The 20876-nt window shown below is 69.2% G+C and carries 21 protein-coding genes; 19 read left to right on the forward strand and 2 right to left on the reverse strand.

Annotated elements, in window-relative coordinates:
- Window positions 1-69: 69 nt before the first annotated feature.
- Together ACIP94_RS22365 and ACIP94_RS22370 are read left to right on the forward strand one after the other, a co-directional pair.
- Window positions 70-2901: a phage portal protein gene (locus tag ACIP94_RS22365; RefSeq protein WP_402428218.1), complete on the forward strand. Its 2832-nt coding sequence runs from the start codon at window positions 70-72 to the stop codon at window positions 2899-2901.
- Window positions 2902-2942: 41 nt separating this feature from the next.
- On the forward strand, window positions 2943-3146 hold the full coding sequence (locus tag ACIP94_RS22370) for a hypothetical protein (RefSeq protein WP_402428220.1): 204 nt from the start codon (window positions 2943-2945) through the stop codon (window positions 3144-3146).
- 62 nt (window positions 3147-3208) lie between these two features.
- Here ACIP94_RS22370 and ACIP94_RS22375 read toward each other — a convergent pair whose 3' ends face one another.
- Both ACIP94_RS22375 and ACIP94_RS22380 read right to left on the reverse strand, forming a co-directional pair.
- Window positions 3209-3445, reverse strand: coding sequence for a hypothetical protein (locus ACIP94_RS22375; RefSeq protein WP_402428223.1), 237 nt, complete (start codon window positions 3443-3445; stop codon window positions 3209-3211).
- Between the two features lie 175 nt (window positions 3446-3620).
- The gene (locus ACIP94_RS22380; protein ID WP_402428226.1) at window positions 3621-3899 is read right to left on the reverse strand and encodes a hypothetical protein; all 279 of its coding nucleotides are present in this window, start codon (window positions 3897-3899) and stop codon (window positions 3621-3623) included.
- Between the two features lie 94 nt (window positions 3900-3993).
- Here ACIP94_RS22380 and ACIP94_RS22385 point away from each other — a divergent pair, with 94 nt between their 5' ends.
- The 17 genes from ACIP94_RS22385 to ACIP94_RS22465 all read left to right on the forward strand — a co-directional run bounded on the left by ACIP94_RS22385 (window position 3994) and on the right by ACIP94_RS22465 (window position 20869).
- Complete coding sequence (locus tag ACIP94_RS22385; RefSeq protein WP_402428229.1) at window positions 3994-4740, forward strand: hypothetical protein; 747 nt, start codon at window positions 3994-3996, stop codon at window positions 4738-4740.
- Between the two features lie 54 nt (window positions 4741-4794).
- Window positions 4795-7515: a zinc ribbon domain-containing protein gene (locus tag ACIP94_RS22390; protein WP_402428232.1), complete on the forward strand. Its 2721-nt coding sequence runs from the start codon at window positions 4795-4797 to the stop codon at window positions 7513-7515.
- A 29-nt stretch (window positions 7516-7544) separates the two neighbouring features.
- A complete protein-coding gene (locus ACIP94_RS22395) occupies window positions 7545-9323 on the forward strand; it encodes a hypothetical protein (protein ID WP_402428235.1) in 1779 nt (592 codons plus the stop codon).
- 72 nt (window positions 9324-9395) lie between these two features.
- The gene (locus ACIP94_RS22400; RefSeq protein WP_402428238.1) at window positions 9396-9677 is read left to right on the forward strand and encodes a hypothetical protein; all 282 of its coding nucleotides are present in this window, start codon (window positions 9396-9398) and stop codon (window positions 9675-9677) included.
- 56 nt (window positions 9678-9733) lie between these two features.
- Window positions 9734-9979, forward strand: coding sequence for a hypothetical protein (locus ACIP94_RS22405; protein WP_402428241.1), 246 nt, complete (start codon window positions 9734-9736; stop codon window positions 9977-9979).
- Window positions 9976-10335 (forward strand): hypothetical protein, encoded by a 360-nt coding sequence (locus ACIP94_RS22410; RefSeq protein WP_402428244.1) that lies wholly within the window; start codon window positions 9976-9978, stop codon window positions 10333-10335. Before ACIP94_RS22405 ends, ACIP94_RS22410 begins: the two co-directional genes overlap by 4 nt.
- A gap of 310 nt (window positions 10336-10645) precedes the next feature.
- A complete protein-coding gene (locus tag ACIP94_RS22415) occupies window positions 10646-11437 on the forward strand; it encodes a hypothetical protein (protein ID WP_402428248.1) in 792 nt (263 codons plus the stop codon).
- A 10-nt stretch (window positions 11438-11447) separates the two neighbouring features.
- On the forward strand, window positions 11448-11999 hold the full coding sequence (locus ACIP94_RS22420; protein WP_402428250.1) for a hypothetical protein: 552 nt from the start codon (window positions 11448-11450) through the stop codon (window positions 11997-11999).
- 4 nt (window positions 12000-12003) lie between these two features.
- Window positions 12004-12501: a hypothetical protein gene (locus ACIP94_RS22425; protein ID WP_402428253.1), complete on the forward strand. Its 498-nt coding sequence runs from the start codon at window positions 12004-12006 to the stop codon at window positions 12499-12501.
- A gap of 10 nt (window positions 12502-12511) precedes the next feature.
- Window positions 12512-12961, forward strand: a complete 450-nt coding sequence (locus tag ACIP94_RS22430; RefSeq protein WP_402428256.1) for a hypothetical protein — start codon at window positions 12512-12514, stop codon at window positions 12959-12961.
- The gene (locus tag ACIP94_RS22435; RefSeq protein WP_402428258.1) at window positions 12958-13200 is read left to right on the forward strand and encodes a hypothetical protein; all 243 of its coding nucleotides are present in this window, start codon (window positions 12958-12960) and stop codon (window positions 13198-13200) included. Before ACIP94_RS22430 ends, ACIP94_RS22435 begins: the two co-directional genes overlap by 4 nt.
- Window positions 13184-13453 carry a hypothetical protein gene (locus ACIP94_RS22440; protein ID WP_402428261.1) on the forward strand — a complete coding sequence of 90 codons (270 nt, stop codon included), beginning with the start codon at window positions 13184-13186 and terminating at the stop codon, window positions 13451-13453. The genes ACIP94_RS22435 and ACIP94_RS22440 overlap by 17 nt, the downstream gene beginning before the upstream one ends.
- A gap of 26 nt (window positions 13454-13479) precedes the next feature.
- Complete coding sequence (locus tag ACIP94_RS22445) at window positions 13480-14700, forward strand: hypothetical protein (RefSeq protein WP_402428264.1); 1221 nt, start codon at window positions 13480-13482, stop codon at window positions 14698-14700.
- A 16-nt stretch (window positions 14701-14716) separates the two neighbouring features.
- Window positions 14717-15124: a hypothetical protein gene (locus ACIP94_RS22450; protein ID WP_402428267.1), complete on the forward strand. Its 408-nt coding sequence runs from the start codon at window positions 14717-14719 to the stop codon at window positions 15122-15124.
- A gap of 10 nt (window positions 15125-15134) precedes the next feature.
- Window positions 15135-15374, forward strand: a complete 240-nt coding sequence (locus ACIP94_RS22455; protein WP_402428270.1) for a hypothetical protein — start codon at window positions 15135-15137, stop codon at window positions 15372-15374.
- 7 nt (window positions 15375-15381) lie between these two features.
- A complete protein-coding gene (locus ACIP94_RS22460) occupies window positions 15382-19431 on the forward strand; it encodes a phage tail tape measure protein (RefSeq protein ID WP_402428273.1) in 4050 nt (1349 codons plus the stop codon).
- Between the two features lie 67 nt (window positions 19432-19498).
- Window positions 19499-20869: a hypothetical protein gene (locus ACIP94_RS22465; protein ID WP_402428276.1), complete on the forward strand. Its 1371-nt coding sequence runs from the start codon at window positions 19499-19501 to the stop codon at window positions 20867-20869.
- Window positions 20870-20876: the final 7 nt, after the last annotated feature.

Below are 20876 nucleotides of genomic sequence, written 5' to 3' on the forward strand. Positions count from 1 at the left end.
CTGGATAGCTGCGGGAACAGCCCTAACCGACTGACGCGCCTGCGGGCGCACGCTCACGCCCGGAGGTGTGTGGCAGGACGCAACTCCCGCGCGGTGATGCGCGCCCTGAAGTCGTACGGCGCCGGCGGGTTCGGCGGCACGCCGCTGTCCACCGGCGGCATGGTCCCGCAGGCCGGCGTGTCGGCGCTGATGCAGCAGCAGAACCAGTGGGCCTTCCAGCGCACCTACGGCCAGCTGCCGCGCGACCCAGCCACGTTTCTCACCGGCGGGTTCGGCCCGCTGGAGCCCATCAGCCCGGTGGGCATCGATGAACCCGAGGATGACGGCGGCCTTCCGTCGCCCCGCCGGTGGCAGTACCCGGTCGGCTGGAACATGCCGATCGGCGTCCCCGGCAGCGAGGGCCTGAAGCTGACCAGCTTCGCCAACCTGCGGCTGATCGCCGACTCGTACTCGATCCTGCGGGCCGGCATCCAGGTCCGCAAGGAAGAGGTCCTGGGCATGGAGTGGGACATCATGCCCACCCCGGATGCCGCCAAGGCCATGCGCGCCGACGCGCACGCCATGGAGGACTTCTCCAAGCGACGGGCCGAAGCGGTCGCCTTCTTCTCCAACCCCGACCCGAACTTCGGCTCCTTCCGCGCCTGGCTGAACGCCCTGCTGGAGGAGCTGTTCGTCACCGACGCCATCGCCCTGCACCTCCAGCCCGTACGCGGCAAGGGCAAGGGGCTGCTCGGATCCGACCTCGGCGCCCTGGTGCAGATCGACGGCTCGACGATCCGCCCGCTGCTCACCCTGTCCGGCGGGGTGCCCCAGCCGCCCGAGCCGGCCTACCAGCAGTACCTGTGGGGTGTGCCGCGCGTGGATCTGACTACCGTGGTCCAGGGCGAGGACCTGTCCGACATCAAGGGCGACCTGGTCAAGGAGTACACCGCCAACCAGCTGCTGTACGCGCCGCAGAACACCCGCATCTGGACGCCCTACGGCTTCCCGCCCGTCGAGCGCTGCCTGATCCCGGCCATGGCCGGCCTCCAGCGCCAGAAGTGGCAGATGGACTACTTCGACGAGGGGTCCATCCCCGGCCTGTTCATCTCGCCGGGCGATCCGAACATGACGCCCTCGCAGATCCGCGAGCTCCAGGACAGCCTCAACGCGCTCGCCGGCGACCCGTCCTGGAAGCACAAGATCGTGGTGCTGCCCGGCGGCGCCGAGGTCTCACCCATGCGGCCCATCGACCTGGCCGACCAGTACGACGAGATCGTGGCCGTCCAGGTGCTCATGGCGCTCGACGTCATGCCGATGGAGCTCGGTATCGCGCCGAAGGTGTCCACCACCCAGTCGCCGGGCGCGGCCAACCAGATGGCCAAGGCGTCGGAGGACATCAACGAGCGCAAGGCCCTCAAGCCGTGCCTGATCCGGCTCAAGGAGACGATCTTCGACTACGTCCTCCAGCAGGTGTGCGGCCAGGGGGACATGCAGTGGGTGTGGGAGGGGCTGGAGACCGGCGAGGACGCCGAGGGCCAAGTCCAGCACATCATCGCCCAGATCAACGAGGGCCTGATGAGCATCGACGAGGGCCGCGCCGAACTCCAGCGCGCGCCCTGGGGCTTGCCGATCACCTCCGAGCCGGTCATCGTCTCGCCCACCCAGGGCACCATCGTGCCGCTCGGCTCGATCGACACCACCACCGGCCGCCCGAAGGGACTGCCGCTGCCCGGCGCCAATCCGGCCGGCGGCAAGCCCCCGGAGGAGGGGAGCGGCCCGAATCCGGCCAAGCCCGAGCCGAAGAAGCCGTCCGGCGGCTCGTCGGGCACGCCGGCGCACGAGGCCGCGGAGGCCGGCGACGACCAGGCGCAGGCCGAGACCGGCAGGCCCGAGCCGAAGCCGTCGGGGAAGCAGTCCGCATCGAGCAAGGCGCAGCTGGCGGAGCTGGAACTGGTCCGTCGCCGGCTGCGCAAGGGCCGCTCGCTGGAGGACTGGACCCCCCGAGACCTCGCCCCGGCCGTCTGGTCCCTGCTGACCGCAGACCTGACAGCCGGGGCCGACCCGGAGGGCGCCGTCGCCAAGGCCCGCCGCAAGGTGGCCGCGCACGAGCGGCAGAAGAAGCGGGACGCCAAGCTCGCCCCGATCGAGCACCGGATCACCACCGGGCTCGGCGCACTCGCCAACAAGGTGCGCAACCGGGCGATCACCGGCTCGGAGTTCATGGACCGGGGCACCGAAGTGCTGCGCACCGGCATCCACGAAGGGATGAAGGCCGGAGCGGAGCAGGCCGCAGACGATGACGGGCTGGACGTACCGCTGGACAAGGACACGCCCTTCGGCCGCTACCTGTGGGGGTCGGCCAACACCCTGGCGGCCGGTAACCAGCGCTACCTGTTCGGCGTTCTTGAGGACATCACCGCCCAGGAGCCCGACATGGGCGGCTTCGACGAGAACTCCCTGCCGACCGGCGACGACGGCATGCCGGCCGACGGCAACAACCTGCCGATCGAGGACGACGAGAACTCCCCGGACTCTCCGGACTCCCTGGACTCCCGGTTCGAGCTGTACGGGGCCCAGGCGGTCGCCGCCTTCGAGACCGGCTACCTGGCGACCTCCGTGGCCGCTGCCGCAGCCGGGGACGACGACAGCCAGAGGTACGTCATCTGGCATACGGACATGTCCGGTGACCCCTGCTCGCTGTGCCTGGACCGGGACGGCAAGGCGTACACCACCGACACCCTGCCCGGCATCCCCGGCGCCGGCGGCTTCGGCGAGACCTGCATGGGCGGCCCGCGCTGCCGCTGCCACGTGGAGGTGGTCGACGACGCCGGCGACGCCGAGATGGGCGCTCCGGGGGCGGGCGTCGACTTCCCCGGCGCGGCCGAGGCCATGGCCGCCTCCCTGGATTCCGGCGAATAGGCCGGCATGCGGCCGACCCACCCCTGGCGCACGCTGGGGGTATGGAGCACTCGCCGGTCGTGGTTCACCCGCCTTCGCAGGGCGGCCGGCGGGTCACGGTGCGCGGCCAGGACGTCGGCCGTGCGCTGCGGCCGGCCGATGTGGTCGAGTTCCTGCGCCGGGCCGGGATGAACCCCGACGACGTCGACCTGGACGACGCGGGGCTGATCGAGTGGCGCGGCGGTGGGCCCGAGGTGTGGGCGTAGGCGCACATGGCGAAGCCCCCGCCGGGGGGTGGTCGGCAGGGGCTGTCAGGGGGCGGTGCGGGCTATGCCTGGCACCAGCTGAGGACCTCGTCGGGGTCCTCGTCGTAGTTCTCCTCGATGGTCTGCTCGATCGTGGCCTCGGGGTTGTCCAGGCGGGCGCCGAACAGGTTGATCACGAGGTTCACGATGTCCCGGGCGCCTTCGTCGTCGGCGTCGGCCCAGTCCAGTACGTCGTCGGCCGCCTCGTTGAGGACCCGCTCGACGTGCTCGCGGTCCAGGACGGCGGGGGCTGTGGTCATCGGATCCCCTTTCGGGTGTGGGGTGCCCCCGCCGGGATGGGGGGGAGAGACCCGGCGGGGCTGTCAATGGGCTGTTCTCTTTATTGCATAGATAACATTACAGATGGGGCATCGGGGAGTCAAGACATGGCGAGGCCCCCGCTGGTGGAGTCAGCGGGGGCCGTGGGGGCCTCGGTCAGTCCTCGATCGTGTAGCTGGGGAAGTAGTAGATCGAGTCGTAGCCCATGTTGTCGGACGAGACGGCGTCGGCGAGCAGCTGCGCCATCTCGGCGCCCTCGTAGTCCTGGGCGGCGATGCCGACGATGAAGCGCGCGAAGGTCGTCATGTTGCCGACGATCCCGAAGCACTTCTCGCCGAACATGCCGCGCCCGCTGTAGCCCTCGTAGAGCGCGTCTTCGTCGAGTTCGGCCTGGTCGAGGGCGTTGGCGATCATCTGGCGGGGCACGGAGTACATCCGGTCTCCTTGTGGCGTCTTGTTCTCTATCTAACATAGAAAACAATACATGTGCGGCCGCGCAGCGTCAATGGGGGAGGTGGTCGCTGTCTGCTTGGACTGTGGATGTCACCAGCCAACGAACGGCCATGGGGACGAGCGGCACATCACCCTGGACGAGCTGATCGCCGCCGCCCAGGCGTCCGGTCTCCCGATCGAGCAGGCCGCGCAGAACATCCCGGCCACGCTGCGCAATGCCACCGGAGCGCCCAGCGCCTTCGACGACGTCCTGCGGCGGCCGGCACTCGTGTGCGACATCGACGGCATCCTGGCCTTCGCCGCCGAGGCGATCGCCACCGCGCTCAACGCCCGCTACGGCGCGCACTACCGGGCCGAGACGATGCCCTACCAGATCCAGGACGTCATCCCCGACGTTCAAGGGGTGTGGCTGCGCGCCGAGTACGGCCGCGGCGACCTGTACGCCAACATGGCGCCGAACCTGGACGCCATCCGCACCGTGGGCGCCGCCCACGACGCCGGCTGGACCGTCATCATCACCACCGCCCGCGACCCGGCACTCGTCGACGTCACCACCGCCTGGCTGGACCGCTGGCACGTCAAGCGCGATGCGCTCAACCTCGTCGGCCGCGGCAACAAGCCCGCCTGGATGGCCTCGCACTTCGGGCCCTCGCGGCCGGCGCTGCTGCTCGACGACCAGCCCGCCTATCAGCTCTCCATCGCCCGGCCCGGTATCGAGGTGTGGACGCCGCGGCTGCCCTACACACCGCCGCACCCGCGCCCGCATGTGCGCGTCTTCGACGACTGGCCGCAGATCGCCGCGGCCCTCGGCGTCACCTTCTGACCCTTCGTGCCCGCCTGAGCGGGCCGCTTCCCTGCCCGCTCACCCCGGAGGTATGTGCCCGCAGCTGAGGACAAGGTCTACGTCAGCTTCCCGATCCTGAAGGTCGACCAGAACGAGGACGGCGACCTGGTCGTCTGGGGCAAGGCCACCGACGGCACGATCGACAGCGACGACCAGATCGTGGACCAGGACTGGTCCGGCAAGGCGCTCCAGGACTGGTTGTCGACCGGCGGCAACGTCCGGGTCATGCACTCGGCTGCGCTGTACCCCGCCGGCCGCGGCATCGAGGTGGAGACCACGCCGGACGGCCACTTCGTCAAGGCCCTGGTGGTCGAGCCGACCGCCAAGACGCTCGTCCAGAAGGGCGTCCTCCAGGCGTACTCCGTCGGCATCGCCCGCCCCCGCATCGTGCGCGACTCCGCCGCCAAGGGCGGCCGGATCGTCGGCGGCTACCTTGCCGAGCTGTCGCTCGTCGACCGCCCGGCGAACAAGAACTGCGGCGTCCAGCTGCTCAAGTCCGACTCCGGCAAGGCCGTCAACACCTACCGCGTCTTCGGCGACCTGGCGACCGCACTCGAGGAAGCCCCGGGCCGCCCTGCCGGCGAGCCGGCCGCGGAGGCCGACGTCACCAAGACCGAGGCGACGACCGTGACCAAGCAGGCGCTCGACGGCCACGACGAGCGCTTTACCCCCGAAGCCATGGAGGCGTTCACCACCGAGCGCCGCGCCTGGCTCACCTCGCAGCCGGCCGACGAGGCCGAGCGCGAGGGATGGGCGGCCATCGGCAAGGCCGCCGGCTTCGACGCCGGCTCGGAGGGCTTCCTGACCTGGCTGGCCAAGCGGGACATGGACCCGCACGTCGGCGGCGGAGTAGACCGCGACAAGATCCCGGCCGAGGACTTCGCCGGCAAGGACCGCTCCTTCCCGATCGTCAAGCCCGGCGATGTCTCCGACGCCGCCGCCTCGATCGGGCAGGCTGGCGAGGACAACTACCCGCCCAAGAAGCTCAAGCGGAACATCATCCGCATCGCCGAGCGCAAGGGGCCGGAGTTCGCCAAGGAGCTGCCGGAGTCCTGGAAGAAGATCGACGCGCCGAAGGAGGATGTGGCCGAGGTCGAGAAGGGCGCGAAGGACTGCCCCAGCTGCGGCAACAACTACGACGCCGACTCCAAGATGCGCAACTGCGAGAACTGCGGCACCGACCTGCCGCACGCGGACAAGGCCGACGACGTCGAGGTGGCCAAGGCCGACTCCAAGCAGTGCCCCGACTGCAACACCTACAACGACCACGACGCCAAGTCCTGCTCCAACTGCGGCCACGACATGGGCGAGGACGCCGAGAACTTCCACGGCAAGGGCGACGAGCAGCCCAAGGCCAAGAAGGGCGGCAAGGCCAAGGCCGAGAAGAAGGCCAAGGTCATGTGCAAGGGATGCGGCGCCAACATCGACGCCAAGCACTCCTTCTGCCCCGAGTGCGGCAAGAAGACCACCGACGCCAAGCCGGTCGGCAAGAACCACAAGTTCACCTGCCTGGGCTGCGGCAACACCCCGCTGGGCAAGGGTGAGAAGTTCTGCCCCAGCTGCGGCAAGGAGAACCCGGGCTTCAACCCGGCCAAGAAGGCCGATGCGCCGTACACGCTCAAGCGGATGCACGACTGGCTGTGCGCCGCCTACGCGGAGGCCGACGTCCTCGCCGAGTACCCGTCCCTGAAGCGCGGCACCGACGCCCTGACCGACGCCTGGCTGCGCACCCAGGCCGAGGCGAGCGAGGGCGACGACGCGGTCCTGCTGCGCGGCCTGGTCGACGCGGTCGAGTTGCTGACCAAGGCCGAGGCCGAGGCGGTCGCGGACGCGCGCGCGGGGCTGCACAAGTCCTTCGCTGACGCCTACCCGGACGTCCACGTGACGCCGGCCGACGTCACCCCGGGACGCTTCAAGCGGCCGTACCTGTCCAGCGGGCATGCCCCGCTGTCGTCGACCGGCGCCAAGCCGAAGACGCCGACCAAGCCGCACACCCCGGACGCCGGCGAGTTCGACCGCGGCCCGCTGACCGCCGGGCAGGCCGACCCCTCGCCGGCCTCCACCGGCGACAACAACCCGGTCAAGCCGGCCACCGGCTCGGCCCGCACCTACTACACCAACTCCGCCAAGGACTCCGCCCGGGCCGCGATGCAGGCGATGCACGACCACATCGCCCGCACGTTCCCGGACATGTGCCCGATGGCGGCCACGAAGGACGGTGTGAGCGACAACCACGCTGAGGTCCGGCCGGAGCCCGTGCAGGGCGCCGAGGAGCTGACCGCCAAGGCCCCGGGCGAGAAGGCCGACCAGCCCGAGGCGAAGAAGGCCGAGAAGGCCAAAAAGGCCGAGAAGGCCAAGGCCCGCGGCCACGACGAGGGCGGCACTCTCCCGGCCGGCACCACCCAGACTTCCGCCGCATCCGACTACGGCGTCTTCAAGGCGCTGCTGGACGAGCACACGGCGGACCTGCGCGCGCAGTACGACGACCAGATGGCGCGGCTGCGCGCCGAGATCGACGACCTCCAGTCTCGGCCCGACCCGGCCCAGGCCCCCGTACGGGGTGTGGTCAAGCGGGAGACGACGGAGGAGAAGCCGAAGGCCAAGACCCGGGCGGAACTCCTCGCCGAGGAGTACAGCGACCCGGACATGGCCGACTACCTCCTGCGGGTGATCAAGAGCACGGCCTACCCGGTCCACCGGATGTCGGCTCAGGAGCAGCTGAACAAGCTGCGGATCACCAAGACCACCGACTGACACCGCACGTCACACACCCCGAGGAGTATGTGGCAGCAATTCTCGAAGAGGCCGCCGAGCAGGCGGAGCACTACGCCAACGGCGGCGCGATGCTCGCCGACCGCATGCCGGGCCTGGTCAAGGGCTTCGGCTACGCCAAGCCCAAGGGCGTCGCGCCGCTCGACGACGGCGACGACCGCGTCTTCCGCATGGCGATGGACGCCGAGGTCGCCCTGCGCAAGGCCGTGCAGTCCGGCTACGCCAACCCCGAGGGCGTCAAGAAGTCGATGAACCCGGCCTTCGCGGCCCAGTTCGGCGCCTTCATGATGTCCAACCCGCAGGTGCGCGGCCTGGAGCAGGCACTCTCCGGCATCCAGCAGGCCCTGTCCGAGCTGGGCAAGAACATCACCCTGACCAGCCCGCTGAACAGCGGCTTCGTGCCCTTCGACCTGGTCAGCCCCTCCCGGCTGATCTACCCGGTCTACTCGCCGCTGCGCAACAAGCTGCCGCGCGTGGCCGGCCAGGGCACCTCGCGCCGGGCGAAGGTCGTCACCGCCGTCTCCGGCTCCGGCCAGAGCGCGGCCCCGGTGATCGACACCACCATCTCGGAGTTCGTCGGCAGCAGCAACCCGAGCCAGCTGTCCAACTGGCCGATCAACCTGCCGGGTTCGGGTTCCCAGGTCGGCGTGGACATCAACGTCCCCTACCGCTTCTGGGGCCTGACCGAGTCGCTGTCGTGGCTGTCGCAGTTCGCCGGCCAGGGCTTCGAGGACATCTCGGCCCTCGCGAACCTGGTCCTGCTCCAGGAGATGATGCTCTCCGAGGAGTACGCGGACATCGCCGCCACCTCGATCCCGCTGAACGCCCCCAACGCGCCGACCGCGGTGGCCCGCGCCGCTGGGACCGGCGAGACCGCGATCTCCGGCGCCACCAGCAACATCTACGTCAAGGTCACCTACACCAACTACTACGGCGAGACGGTGGCCTCCAGCGCCCTCACGGTCTCCTGGGCCTCGCCGCCGTCCAACCCGGTGCTGGACATCGCCCTTCCGGGTCTGGCGGGCGGTATGCAGGCGAACATCTACGTCACCACCGGCGCCTCCCCGGGGACCTACTACCGGGCGGCGACCGGCGTCGGCGGCTCGATGTACACGCTCATGGGCGCGCTGCCGACCTCCGGCAGCCAGCCGCCGGCCACCGACACCACCACCTCGGCGGCCACCCGCCAGGAGGGAATCCTCTCGACGCTGTCGGGCCACGCCTCCAACGGCTCGATCTACCCGGCCGGTGCGGGCTGGCAGGCCGGCTACCTCAACCAGACGGTCAACGACACGCTGAACCGCAACGTCCTGAACACGGCGCTGGCGGCTCTGTGGAGCAGCTACAAGGCGTCGCCGTCGGAGATCGTCGCCGAGGGCTCGGACGTCATGCGGCTGAGCAACGACATCCTCAACTCCAACAGCAACTCGAACTACCGGCTGTACGTGGAGCAGGGGGATTCCTCGGGGATCCGCGACGGTGCGGCGGTGAGCGAGTTCCAGAACCCGATCACCCGCGACATCCTCAAGATCCTGGTCCACCCCTGGCTGACCCAGGGCACGGCCATGCTCATGTCCTACGCCCTGCCGTTCGCCTGGTCGAACGTCAGCAACGTGTGGGAGAAGACGATGGTCCAGGACTACCTGTCCATCTCGTGGCCGGTGATCGACGCCAGCTTCCGGTACTCGCTCTTCCAGTACGGCTCGCTGGTGTGTTACGCGCCGCAGTATAACGGACTCCTCCAGGGCCTCCAGGTCAACAACCACGCCGCTGGTGGCGGTTGGGCCTGATCGATGCGGTGGGCCGCGTACCCGACGGGTGCGCGGCCCGTCCGCTCAATCGGCCACCGACCAAGGGGGTATGTGGCACTGCTCATGGAGCCGCTAACGGTCGGCACCTCGGCCGTCTCGCCGGCAAACATGTTCGTGACCAGCACCATGACCTACCTGCTGGTGGCCAACAACGCGGCGGCCGGCGGGGCGACGGTCTACCTCGGCACCGACTCCGGCGTGTCGCCCACCACCGGCTACCCGGTGCTGGCAGGGCAGACGGTGACCATCCCGATGCCAACCGGCATGTCCGGCCAGCTCTACCTGGTGGCTACCGCCGCGGACACACCGGTCGCCGTGGCCCTGACGTTCTGAGAGGGTGATGGCCTATCCCGCGCATCCAGCTGCCGGACGGCTGCTATGGGGTCGACATGGCCGACGGCACGAAGTACACCGCCAAGCCCGGCGACCACGTCAACGTCTCCGAGGCGCACGCCCAGACGATCCAGAAGTCCTGGTACGGCAAGTCCGGCGTGATGTCCGGTGGCCAGCGCCTCAGCTTCGGCACGAGGAAGGGCCGGTACTGCGAGCCCTGCCGGCGCCTGTGGAACGCCTGGAACGACACCTGCCCCCGATGCGGGGGCGAGACCATCGACGAGAACGAGGTAAGCGGATGACCATTTACTCCCCGCGCGGCCACGGCGCCGTCACCGTCCCGGTCGAACGCGGAGGGTGCGGCGTCACCCACACTGACACCGAGGGCGACCGGCTGAAGGTCGACTGCCCGAAGTGCGAGGCGGCCATCATGCGGCTGCCGTTCGGCTTCGGCCCCTCTCCCGAGTCGGCGGCCCTGACGCCCGACGAGCGCGAGGCGATCGAGAAGGGCACCCGCAACAAGGCCGAGCTGGTCTCGGCGATGGCCGCCGCGCTCGCCGAGAAGGGCAGCGACATCATCGCCAGCGCTCTCGACGACAGCCCCAAGCCCCGGCCCCGCAAGCGCACCCCGAGGCCCGCGTCCACCGACGCGCAGTAAGGGGGTCTGTGGGGAGGCCCCGTACCGGATGTGCCCGCTGCGGCGGGCCGCAGAGGAAGCCGCGCCCGATCGTCAACTACTGCTCCGAGTGCCGGGGCGCGGTATGTGAGCGTCACCTGACCTGGGATTCGGCCGAGAGCCGTTGGCTGTGCACCGGATGCGCCCGTAGGGCGGCGTAGGGGGTGAGCATGTCGCAGTCGTTCCGGCGACTCCGTACGTCAGCCCGACCATCCTGACCAACGCGCCCACGGGGATCTCCTGGTCCTCGATCCCGGGCCCGAACCCGAACGTCTCCAGCCAGCAGGCGGAGGTGTTGAACATCTGCCGGCGAGCCTCGGCGATGGTGGACGGCTACTGCAACCAACCGCTGCGCGCCACGGTGGACACCGAATCGCTGGCCGGGCCGGGGGACATCCGCTTTCAGCTCCAGCCGGCCGGCGTGGCGCGGCTGGTGGTGTCCCGCTCCCCGGTGACGCAGATCGTCTCCGCCCGGTACGCCAATGCGGCGAGCTTCCCCCGCAACTGGCAGACCATCCCGGCCAATCAGCTCGCGCCGGAGAAGCCGCTGCTCGGCGTCTACGGCTCGAGTGCGCCCGGGTCGGCCGCGGACTCCGGCGGTCAGGCGATCCTCCTGGCGCCCGGCTATGCGGACTGGTCCTTCGGGCGGGGCTCGACCCTCGTGGAGGTCACCTACATCAACGGCTGGCCGCACGGCTCGGTCACGGCGAACGCGTCGGTCGGCGCCACCTCCCTCCAGGTCGACGACTGCACCGGGTGGAGCGGGGCGGTGGCGACCGTCTTCGACGCGGGCAACGAGGAGCCGATCTCGGTGACGTCGACCTCCGCGACGAGCGGGCCGGGCACGCTCACCCTGGCCGCGCCCCTGACCTACGCGCACACCGCCGGCACTCTGGTGACCACGCTGCCCGAGCAGGTCATGTGGGCCACCATCCTGTTCGCCACCGCCCAGGCCCTGACCCGCGGCGCCACCGCGACCGCGGTCCAAGGATCGCGCGGCTCGGCGGGCGGGGGCGGCCGGGACGCCGAGGCCCTGGTCGAAGAGGCCGAGCTGCTGATCCACCCCTTCCGCCGCGTCGTGTGAGGGAGGGGCCGTGAACTTCCCTCCACCGCCCCTGCCGCCGGGCGCATCGTCGACCCCGCCGCGGCCTCGCTTCATCCCGCGCCCCGGCAGGAAGACGACCCGCCGCCGCGGCGCGCACCATCACGCAACCCACCACACGGTGCGCCATCACCGCCGCCGCGCCGTGCACCACACCCGGCGCCGGGCGGCACACCACCACGGGCGCCGGGCGCTGCACCATCGCCGCAGGCACCAGCACCTCCAGCACCGGCGGCGCCACGTCACTCACCACGCGCGCCACCACGCCCATCGCCACCACCGCCGGCACCTGCGCCACCACGGGCACCACCACATCCGCCACCACGGCCACCGGCACGTCCACCACCACCGGCATCACCGCGCACGGCACCACGGGCACCGGCGCCATTCGCACCACGTGCGCAGGCTTCACCACCTGCACAGGCGCCACCACCACATCCAGGCCCGGCGCCGCCACATCCACCGCCGGCACCAGGCGATCCACCGCCGGCACACGCACCACGCCCAGCGCAGGCACCACCACCGCCGGCATCGCAGGAGGTGAGCGCGTGCCGCTGAACTCCGTGCAGCAGTACGTCAAGGGGATCATGAACAACCTGGCTCTGCCCAACAGCCAGGCCCTCACCGCCGTGATCACCCCGCCCAACCCCGGCGACGGGCTGATCCCCACCGTCTACATCTGGGGATCCACCATCAACGAGGAGCGGCAGTCGATGCCGCGCGCCAAGCCCGGCCAGCCCTCGACCGGCGGCATGAAGATGCTCCACTACCAGCTGGACATGTGGCTGATGTGGTTCGGCCCGGCCGACGACGCGAATGCCGACTCGGCGTTCCCGGCCGTCATCGACGCCTGCACCGCCCAGCTGCGCACCACCCAGATCCAGGTGGAGATCACCGACCCGATCAGCGGCCAGGTCTCGACGGTCCAGGAGATCGGCGAGGTCATCAAGGTCGACTACATGCCGGTCATCGCTCTGGAGGACGAGCGCTGGCTGCGCTACGACGCTCGGCTCATCGTCCAGATCACCGAACGGCTCCAGGCGTAAAGGGGGAGCGGTGGACACTCCGATCGTCTTCAAGGGGCGCGTCGGTACCGGCCTGTTCCGGGACTTCAGCTTCCCGGTGCGGGCCAGGGCATGGGCGGATGTGGTCGGCCCCGCCGTCACGGAGGCCATCCGGCGCGAGGCTCCCATCTCCTCGGGGCGCGACGCCGGCGGGCTTCGCCGGTCGGTGGACTTCAGCGCCCACGTCACCCGCAACCGGGTGTTCCTGGACTTCCATGTGAACTCGCCCGTCGCGGAGTTCATCATCAAGGGCACCCAGCCGCACGAGATCAGGCCCCGCAACAAGAACGCCCTGCACTGGTCCGACGGCCACAGCGAGTTCTTCGCCAAGGTCGTCCACCACCCGGGAACCAAGCCGAACGACTTCCTGACCCGGGCGGTGGAGTACATGACGCCGTGGATGAGGGAGACCTTCCGGATGGCCGTGACGGAGGGCCTGTGAGCGCGCGGACCTGGCACGTGATCTGGGGATCCCTGCTGGCCGGGGGCGTGGCTGCCGAGGCGGTCGCCCTGGCCCGCGCCAACCCCGAGGGGACATTGTCGGCCCACATGCGGTCCGTGTTCGGCATCCAGCACACAGGACCTGCCGCCCGCGTGCGGCAGGTCGTCTTCTGGGCCGGCCTCGGCTGGCTGGTCAACCACCTGTACCGGGAGGGAGCGGGCGATGCCCGACACACCTGAGCCCCAGCGGTTCGTCCGCTATGTCGGGCAGCACGCGAAGCTGATCGTGCACGGCATCGGCGAGTGGCTGGCCGGCGAGGTCAAGCAGATCGAGGCCGAACTGGCCAAGCGGCTGCTGGGCCACCCCGACTTCACCGAGCACACCCCCGAGCCGGAGGCACGTCCGGCCGAGGACGACAGTGCCCAGGCCGACGAGGCCCCGGCCGAGAAGAAGGCCCCCGCACGCAAGTCCGCCGCCGCGCGCGGCAACTGACCCCCTGATGCCGCCCCCGGAGGTATGTGCCCACCACGATCGTTGAGCGCTTCGGATCGCTGTCGGCGACCGGCTTCGGCAAGGAGCCGGCCCTCGGTACCGCAACCCTGCCGACCAGCTACGCGCTGATGACCGGCAACGGCCTGGAGCTGGACCCGGGCCTGTTCAGCCCGCAGGTGCAGATCGGCCAGAGGGACCTGAACATCTTCGCCCTGTACGGCGAGTACAAGGTCGCCGGCTCCGTCACCGCCTCCCTGGCCCCGACCAACGGGGCGCTCGCCATCCCGGCCGCGATCGGCCCGGACGCCTCGGCGGGCAACGGCGTGACCGGCTCGACCCCGACCAGCAGCACGACGCTGTCCGCTGCTTCTACGGCCGGCGCCACCACCGTGACGGTCACCTCCGCCACCGGCTACACGGTCGGCAACTACATCCAGGTCGACACCAACAACACCGTGGGCCCGACGACCTCGGAAGTCCGCAAGATCACCACGGTCGCCGCCAACACGCTGACGGTGGACACCCCGCTGACCTACGCGCACGCCAACGGGGCGACGGTCGCCGTCGTCACCGCGCCCTTCACCCACACGATCGTCCAGGCCAACCAGCTGGGCAGCCTGACGGTGGAGAAGGACATCGGCGGCTACGACTCGCTCCAGTTCACCGGCGGCCGGGTCAACAAGCTGGGTGTCTCGGTCTCGGCCGGCAACTCCGAGGCCACCATGTCGGTGGACTTCATGGCGCAGGCCGCCAACATCCTGGACACGCCGTCCACGGTCACGATCATCAACGAGAACCCGTTCAGCTACGCCGAGACGACCCTGTCGCTCTTCGGCCAGACGGGCGCGCAGCCGACGACCGCGGAGCTGAGCATCGAAAACGGTGTCAAGGACACCTACACGATGAACCAGCAGCACACTGCGGCGTTCCTCACTCCGGTCACCCGGCAGGTCACGCTCAAGACGGACGTGATGTTCGCCTCGCTGGACGACCCGACCTGGGGCTACTACCAGCAGATGGTCAACGGGCAGGAAGGCCCGCTGTCGCTGACCTTCACCCACCCCGGCACCGGCGGCAACTCGGTGGCCTTCACCATGCCGCGTGCCCGGATCAAGACCTACACCAACGCGGTCAAGATGCAGGACGTGGTGCTGACCACGCTCGAGTTCACCGCGTTCCTGGACCTGACGGCCCTCAAGACGATCAGCTCGACGATCGTCTCCTCCAGCCAGTACCTGCCCTTCTGACATCCAAGGACCGCGCATGGGATTCCTCAGCAAGTACGCCGCGACGGAGCGCATCGACCTCGAAGACGGCTTCTATGTGGAGATCAAGAAGTTCCTGACCTCCGCGGAGCACGGCGAGGCCGAGCGCGCGCTGCTGATGCCCAAGATGGACACCAGCGGCGGCGAGCCGACCATGACCAGCTCGTTCGACCACGTGGCGTTCGCCCAGGAGCTGGCCGTCCAGGCGATCTGCGCCTGGAACCTGACCGACGAGGTGGACCAGCTGCTCCCCCTCGCCCCGATCGAGGCACGCCGCGAGGCGGTCAAGCGCCTGCCGAACTTCGTGGTGGACAAGGTCGCCAAGGCCGTGCAGGCGAACGAGAAGCGGGGCGAGGAGGAGCACAAAAGCGTGGCTGGCCAGCATCCTGACGGCGCTGCGCAATAACTCCGAGGAAGTGCCCTGGGAACTGGGGGAGTTCTACTTCGACGAGGCGCTGTGGTCCCGCTTCGGCACCCGGGCCAACCCTGAGCGCATCGAGGACTGGCCCCGGCGCAAGGTGCACGACTACCAGCAGATCATGGAGGCTCAGGGCAAGGTCTCCCGCGAGCAGTCCCCCTCTGCCTCCTCGCCGGCGAACGCCGAGGCCACCGAGGAAGCCTTCCGCCTGATGCAGGCCAACCGCAAGTCCCGCTAGGGGGTGTGTGGCCCAGGTCGTCAGCTTCGTCGTGGAGGCCCGTGACCGCGCCTCGGAGGTCATGGAGCGGGTCTCGGGCCAGATCGAGAGGTTCGCCGCCCGCAGCGAGGAGGCCAACGCCTCCATCGCGGAGTCCGCCAGGGCCGCCGCCGAGGCGATGATGACGTCCTCCGAGAAGGTGGAGGCGTCCCAGGCCCGTGCGACGGCCGCGGCCCGCGTCTACCAGAAGGCGATGGCCGAGCAGGTCGCCGCCATGAAGGAGGTCAAGGCCGCCTCCGCACAGGTCGCCGAAGCCCAGCGGATGACCGCCGAGGCCACGAAGAAAGCGGCTGCGGCAGCCAAGCTCTCCGGCGAGGAGAGGGCCGCAGCGGAGCTCAAGGCCAAGGACGCGGCCAAGGCCGCCGCCGATGCGACCGTGGCCGCCTCCGATCGTGAGGCCGCAGCGCTGAAGCGGGTGCAGGATGCCGAGCGCGAGGTCGCCCTGCACTCGGCCGACATGGAGACGGCCTCGCGTAGGGCCACCGCCGCCCAGAGGGACCAGGCGGAGGCCGCCGCGACTTCCTCCGGCAGGCTGCACGGGGTCGGCATCGCCGCCGGCGCGGTCGCCGTCGGCGTCGGTCTGATCGCCAAGGACTCCATCAAGGCCGCAGCCAGCTTCCAGGAGTCGATGACCTCCCTGGTCACCGGCGCCGGCGAGTCCAAGGACCAGATCGACAAGGTCCGCGGTGGCATCCTCCAGCTGTCCAACGCGACCGGCACCTCCTCCGAAGAGCTCGCCAGGGGCATGTACCTGATCGAGTCGGCCGGCCACCACGGCGCGGAGGGCCTGAAGGTCCTCCAGGCCGCGGCCGAGGGCGCGAAGGTCGGCGACGCCCAGCTGTCCACCGTCGCCGACGCCTTGACGTCGGCGATGAACGCCTACGGCCTGAAGTCGAAGGACGCCACGGCCGTCACCAACGAGCTGGTCAAGACCGTCGCCTCCGGCAAGATGCACATGCAGGACCTGGCGAGCGCGCTCGGCACCGTGCTGCCGGTCGCCGCCGCGGCCCACGTCTCCCTCTCGCAGGTCGGCGGCGCCATCGCGACGATGACGGCGCAGGGCATGAACGCCCACCGCGCCGCCCAGAACCTCGCCAACTCCATCCGCTCCCTTCAGAACCCCAACGCCCAAGCGGTCAAGGAGATGGAGCAGCTGGGGCTGTCCTCGACGGACGTCTCCAAGAACCTCGGCACGCGCGGGCTGACCGGCACGCTGGAGATGCTGACCAAGGCGGTCACCAGCCACATGGGCCCGGCCGGCACCGTGCTGATGAACGCCTTCAACCAGTCCAAGTCGGCCGCCGCCGACGCCCAGGCGATGTTCGCCAAGCTCGACCCGACCACCCAGAAGCTCGCCCAGGAGCTGGAGAAGGGCTCGATCACCACCAAGACCTTCTCGACCGACATCGGCAAGCTCTCGCCCCAGCAGTCGACTCTGGCGAAGGAGTTCGCGACCACCTACCTGAAGTCGAAGTCCTTCAACGACCTGCTCAAGTCCGGCTCTCCGGCCGCCCAGACCTACTCCGCGGCGCTCGCGAAGATGATGGGCGGCGCCACCGGGCTGAACACGGCGCTGCTGCTGACCGGCGGCAACATGGACACCTTCAAGGAGAACGTCAAGTCGGTCGGCGAGGGCGCGGACAAGGCCGGCAAGCACGTCGAGGGCTGGGACGAGGTCCAGGGCGACTTCAACACCAAGATGGAGCGGGCGAAGCAGTCCCTGGAGAACACCAAGATCGCCATCGGCTCCGGGCTGCTGCCGATCGTCACCAAGATGCTCGGCGTCATCACGGACGTCATCACGCCGCTCGCCGACTGGATCGCCAAGCACCAGACCCTCACCGCGATCACGCTGGCCCTGGTCGGGGCGCTCGGTGGCGCGATCGGCACCTTCATCCTGGTCGCCACGGTCATCTCGAAGGTCAAGACCTCCTTCACGGTCTTCAAGACCGCCATCGAGGGTGTCGGAAAGGCCATGAAGGGCCTGTCGGTCTCGAGCCCGTGGATGATCGCGCTCACCGCGCTCGTCATGATCGCGATTTTGATCGCCACCCACTGGAAGCAGACCAAGCAGATCGTCGCCGCGGTCTGGGCGTGGATCAAGTCCGCATCCCAGGACGTGGCCGGCTTCTTCGTCAAGGTGTGGCACGACGCCACCGACTTCTTCACCGAGGCGTGGAACAAGATCCTCGCCTTCGTCCGGAACTGGTGGCCGCTGCTGATCGGCATCGTCACCGGCGGACTCGGCGTGATCATCGGCCTGGTGGTCAAGTATCACAACCAGATCTGGTCGTTCATCGTCGGCATCTGGGACAAGATCAAGCAGTTCTTCGTCCAGCTGTGGAACGACCTGGTCGGCATCACCAAGAAGCTGTGGCAGGACGAGGTCTCCGGCTGGACCAAGATCTGGCAGGACGTCTCCGGCTTCGCCCAGCGCATCTGGCGCGACGTCGTCCAGTTCTTCACCAACCTGTGGCACGACGTCGTGCACATCGTCACCCGGTTCTGGCAGGACGAGGTCACGGGCTGGACGAAGATCTGGCAGGACATCACCGGCTTCGCCACCCGGATCTGGCACGACGTCTCGCAGTTCTTCACGAACCTGTGGCACGACGTGGTGCACATCGTCACGCGCCTGTGGCAGGACGAGGTCTCCGGCTGGACGCGCATCTGGCAGGACATCGTCCAGCTCGCGCGCAACCTGTGGCACGACGTCACGGGCATCTGGAACTCGATCAAGTCCGGTGTCATGAGCGTGGCCGGGGACCTGTGGAGCGGCCTGAAGTCCGGGTTCCAGACCGTCGTCGGCGCCGTCCGGGACACCTGGAACGGCCTGAAGAAGGTCATCGCCGACCCGGTCAACTTCGTGATCAAGTACGTCTACGACGACGCGATCGTGCCGCTGTGGAACGACGTGGCGGGCACGTTCGACTCCAAGCTCAAGCTCCAATCGCTCAGCCCCATCTCCCTGGCCGGCGGCGGCCCGGTCAGCGGTCCGGGCACCAGCACCTCCGACAGCATCCCCGCGATGCTGTCCACCGGGGAGTTCGTCGTCAACGCCCTGGCCACCGCACAGAACCTGGACCTGCTGTACGCCATCAACAACGGGTACGCGGCAGGCGGGCTGGTCAAGGGCTACAAGCACGGCGGCCTGCTCGGTGCGATCGAGAACATCGGCGGCGCCATCACCGGCGGGCTCTCCTCCGCATGGAACGCGGTCAAGAAGGTCGTGCTCGGAGGGCTCGCCGCGGCGGCCACCCCGATCATCCACGGCTTCGAGTCGCTGGCGGATCACACGCTGGGCACCGCGGGCTTCGGCGGCGTGCTCGACTCCGGCGTCCACAAGGTCGGCGACAGCCTGCTGGACTTCCTCAAGGGCAAAGACAAGACCGCTTTCAGCTCCTCGCCGGTGCACGTCTCCGGCAACGTGATCTCCTGGATCCAGCAGGCCATGTCCGCCACCGGCGTCTCGGGGGCGGACTGGCAGAACGGCCTGGAGATCATCGTCAAGTACGAGTCCGGCGGCAACCCGAACGCGATCAACAACTGGGACTCCAACGCCGCGGCCGGCGACCCCAGCCGCGGCCTGGCCCAGACGATCGGCTCCACGTTCCGGGCCTACCACCAGCCGGGCACGTCGGGGAACATCTACGACCCGGTGGCGAACCTGGCCGCGGCGATCAACTACATCCGCTCCCGCTACGGCTCGATCGACAGCGTGCCGGGCGTGAAGTCGGTGCGCGCCGGCGGCGGGTACGTCGGCTACGACTCCGGAGGCGTCCTTCCTCCGGGGCTGACCATGGCCTACAACGGCACCGGCCGCAACGAGTACGTGCTCACCGCCCCGCAGGCGCACGACATCGGCGGCGGGGGCCAGGGGATGACGGTGATCATCAACGTCAGCGACAACCAGCTGCTGTCGTCCAACGCGATGATCGAGTTCATCCAGCAGTTCGAGCGGTTCTTCGTCCAGACCGCCCTGCCGCAGGCGGGCGTCCACATCCGGTACCAGGCGTAACAGGCGCCGGCGGCCAGGCCCTCGGGCTTCGGTCGCCGGCGCCCGCCGTCGGCTGTCTGGGGGTGATGTGAGCCAGAACATGCAGCTGCTCATCGGCGGCGTCGACTACTCGCAATACCTGGAGCAGAGCACCTACTACGTCACACAGAATTGGTCGCGGCAGGGAGATACCGCGACGTTCTACCTCACCGACGAGCACGCCGACGGCGCGCTGAACGTCGTCGTCCCGGCGCTGTCCACCATCGAGCTGATCGACAACGGCCTGAACCAGGTGATCTTCTCGGGGCTGACGACGATGCCCCAGCTGAAGTACCTGGGGCCGAACCTGGCCAGCTGGCAGGTCGACTGCGTCGACTGGACCTACCTGACCGACCGGGCCCCGGTCCAGGGCGACTTCCGGTACCTGTCGGCCGACCAGATCATCAAGTCCCTGGTGACCGAGGCCAACTGCGGTATCACGACCAACCATGTGATGCCGGGCCCGCAGTTGCCCCGCATAAAGATCATCTACTACGACCTGACCACGGCCCTGAAGAAGATCTCGAATGCGGCCAGCACGAGCGATAAGTACGGCTGGTACATCGACGAGAACCACGACCTGCACTGGTTCAATCAGCTCCAGGCGCCCGCCTCGGGGGTCACCTTCACCGACAACCCGGCCACACTCGCCGCCCTGGGGCCCGACGGGTCCGGGAACCCCGCGGTCAGCGGCTACGACTGGCAGTCCTACTGGTACTTCTGGGACGGCACCGCCGTGCACAACCAGGCCACCGTCCGCGGCGGCACCTACTCCAACAGCCAGACGGACTACTTCGTCGGCAACGGCAGCACGACCGCCTTCCCCCTGACCTACACCCCCGACTCGACGGTGAGCACCGCGGGCCTGACGCTGAGCGTCGGCGGGACGTCCAAGACCATCAGCGTGGCCACCGGCGGGTCGGCCTCCACCCAGTGGGCGATCACCCAAAACGCGGTCGGCCAGTGGTACCTGATCACCGTCACGGACCCGGCGCCGGCCAGTGGTCAGATCATCCAGCTGTCCTACACCTACAAGGCCCCGGTCATCGCCCGCGTCCAGGACAACGCCTCCATCTCCCGGTTCTCCTCGCTGCCCAACCGCGGCGTCTTCGGCGTCTACATCGCCGACACCGCGCTCAACGACATCCGCGCCGCCCAGGTCCGCGGGCTCCAGGAGATCAACACCTTCTCCGAGCCGGAGGAGAGGGTGCAGTTCACCACCACGGCGAACTGGACCGGGCACGTGCGGGCGGGGCAGACCTGCACCTTCCAGAACGCGGTGACCCCGGACTCGCTGCGCGGCAACGCGCCGGGCATCAACGACACGTTCCTGATCACCCAGGTCCGTATCAACGGCCAGGCGGGCCTGTATCGCACCTACTACGTCACCGCCGTTCGCATCTCCACCGGCTCGATCTGAGAGAAGG

This window comes from Streptomyces sp. NPDC093261 (genome assembly GCF_044753645.1).
Taxonomy (GTDB): Bacteria; Actinomycetota; Actinomycetes; order Streptomycetales; family Streptomycetaceae; genus Streptomyces.

Excerpts from the sequence above, each read along its gene's own strand:
- ACIP94_RS22370 (WP_402428220.1), top strand. The coding sequence starts at position 2,943 with ATGGAGCACTCGCCGGTCGTGGTTCACCCGCCTTCGCAGGGCGGCCGG.
- ACIP94_RS22375 (WP_402428223.1), bottom strand. The coding sequence starts at position 3,445 with ATGACCACAGCCCCCGCCGTCCTGGACCGCGAGCACGTCGAGCGGGTC.
- ACIP94_RS22380 (WP_402428226.1), bottom strand. The coding sequence starts at position 3,899 with ATGTACTCCGTGCCCCGCCAGATGATCGCCAACGCCCTCGACCAGGCC.
- ACIP94_RS22405 (WP_402428241.1), top strand. The coding sequence starts at position 9,734 with ATGGCCGACGGCACGAAGTACACCGCCAAGCCCGGCGACCACGTCAAC.
- ACIP94_RS22410 (WP_402428244.1), top strand. The coding sequence starts at position 9,976 with ATGACCATTTACTCCCCGCGCGGCCACGGCGCCGTCACCGTCCCGGTC.
- ACIP94_RS22440 (WP_402428261.1), top strand. The coding sequence starts at position 13,184 with ATGCCCGACACACCTGAGCCCCAGCGGTTCGTCCGCTATGTCGGGCAG.
- ACIP94_RS22450 (WP_402428267.1), top strand. The coding sequence starts at position 14,717 with ATGGGATTCCTCAGCAAGTACGCCGCGACGGAGCGCATCGACCTCGAA.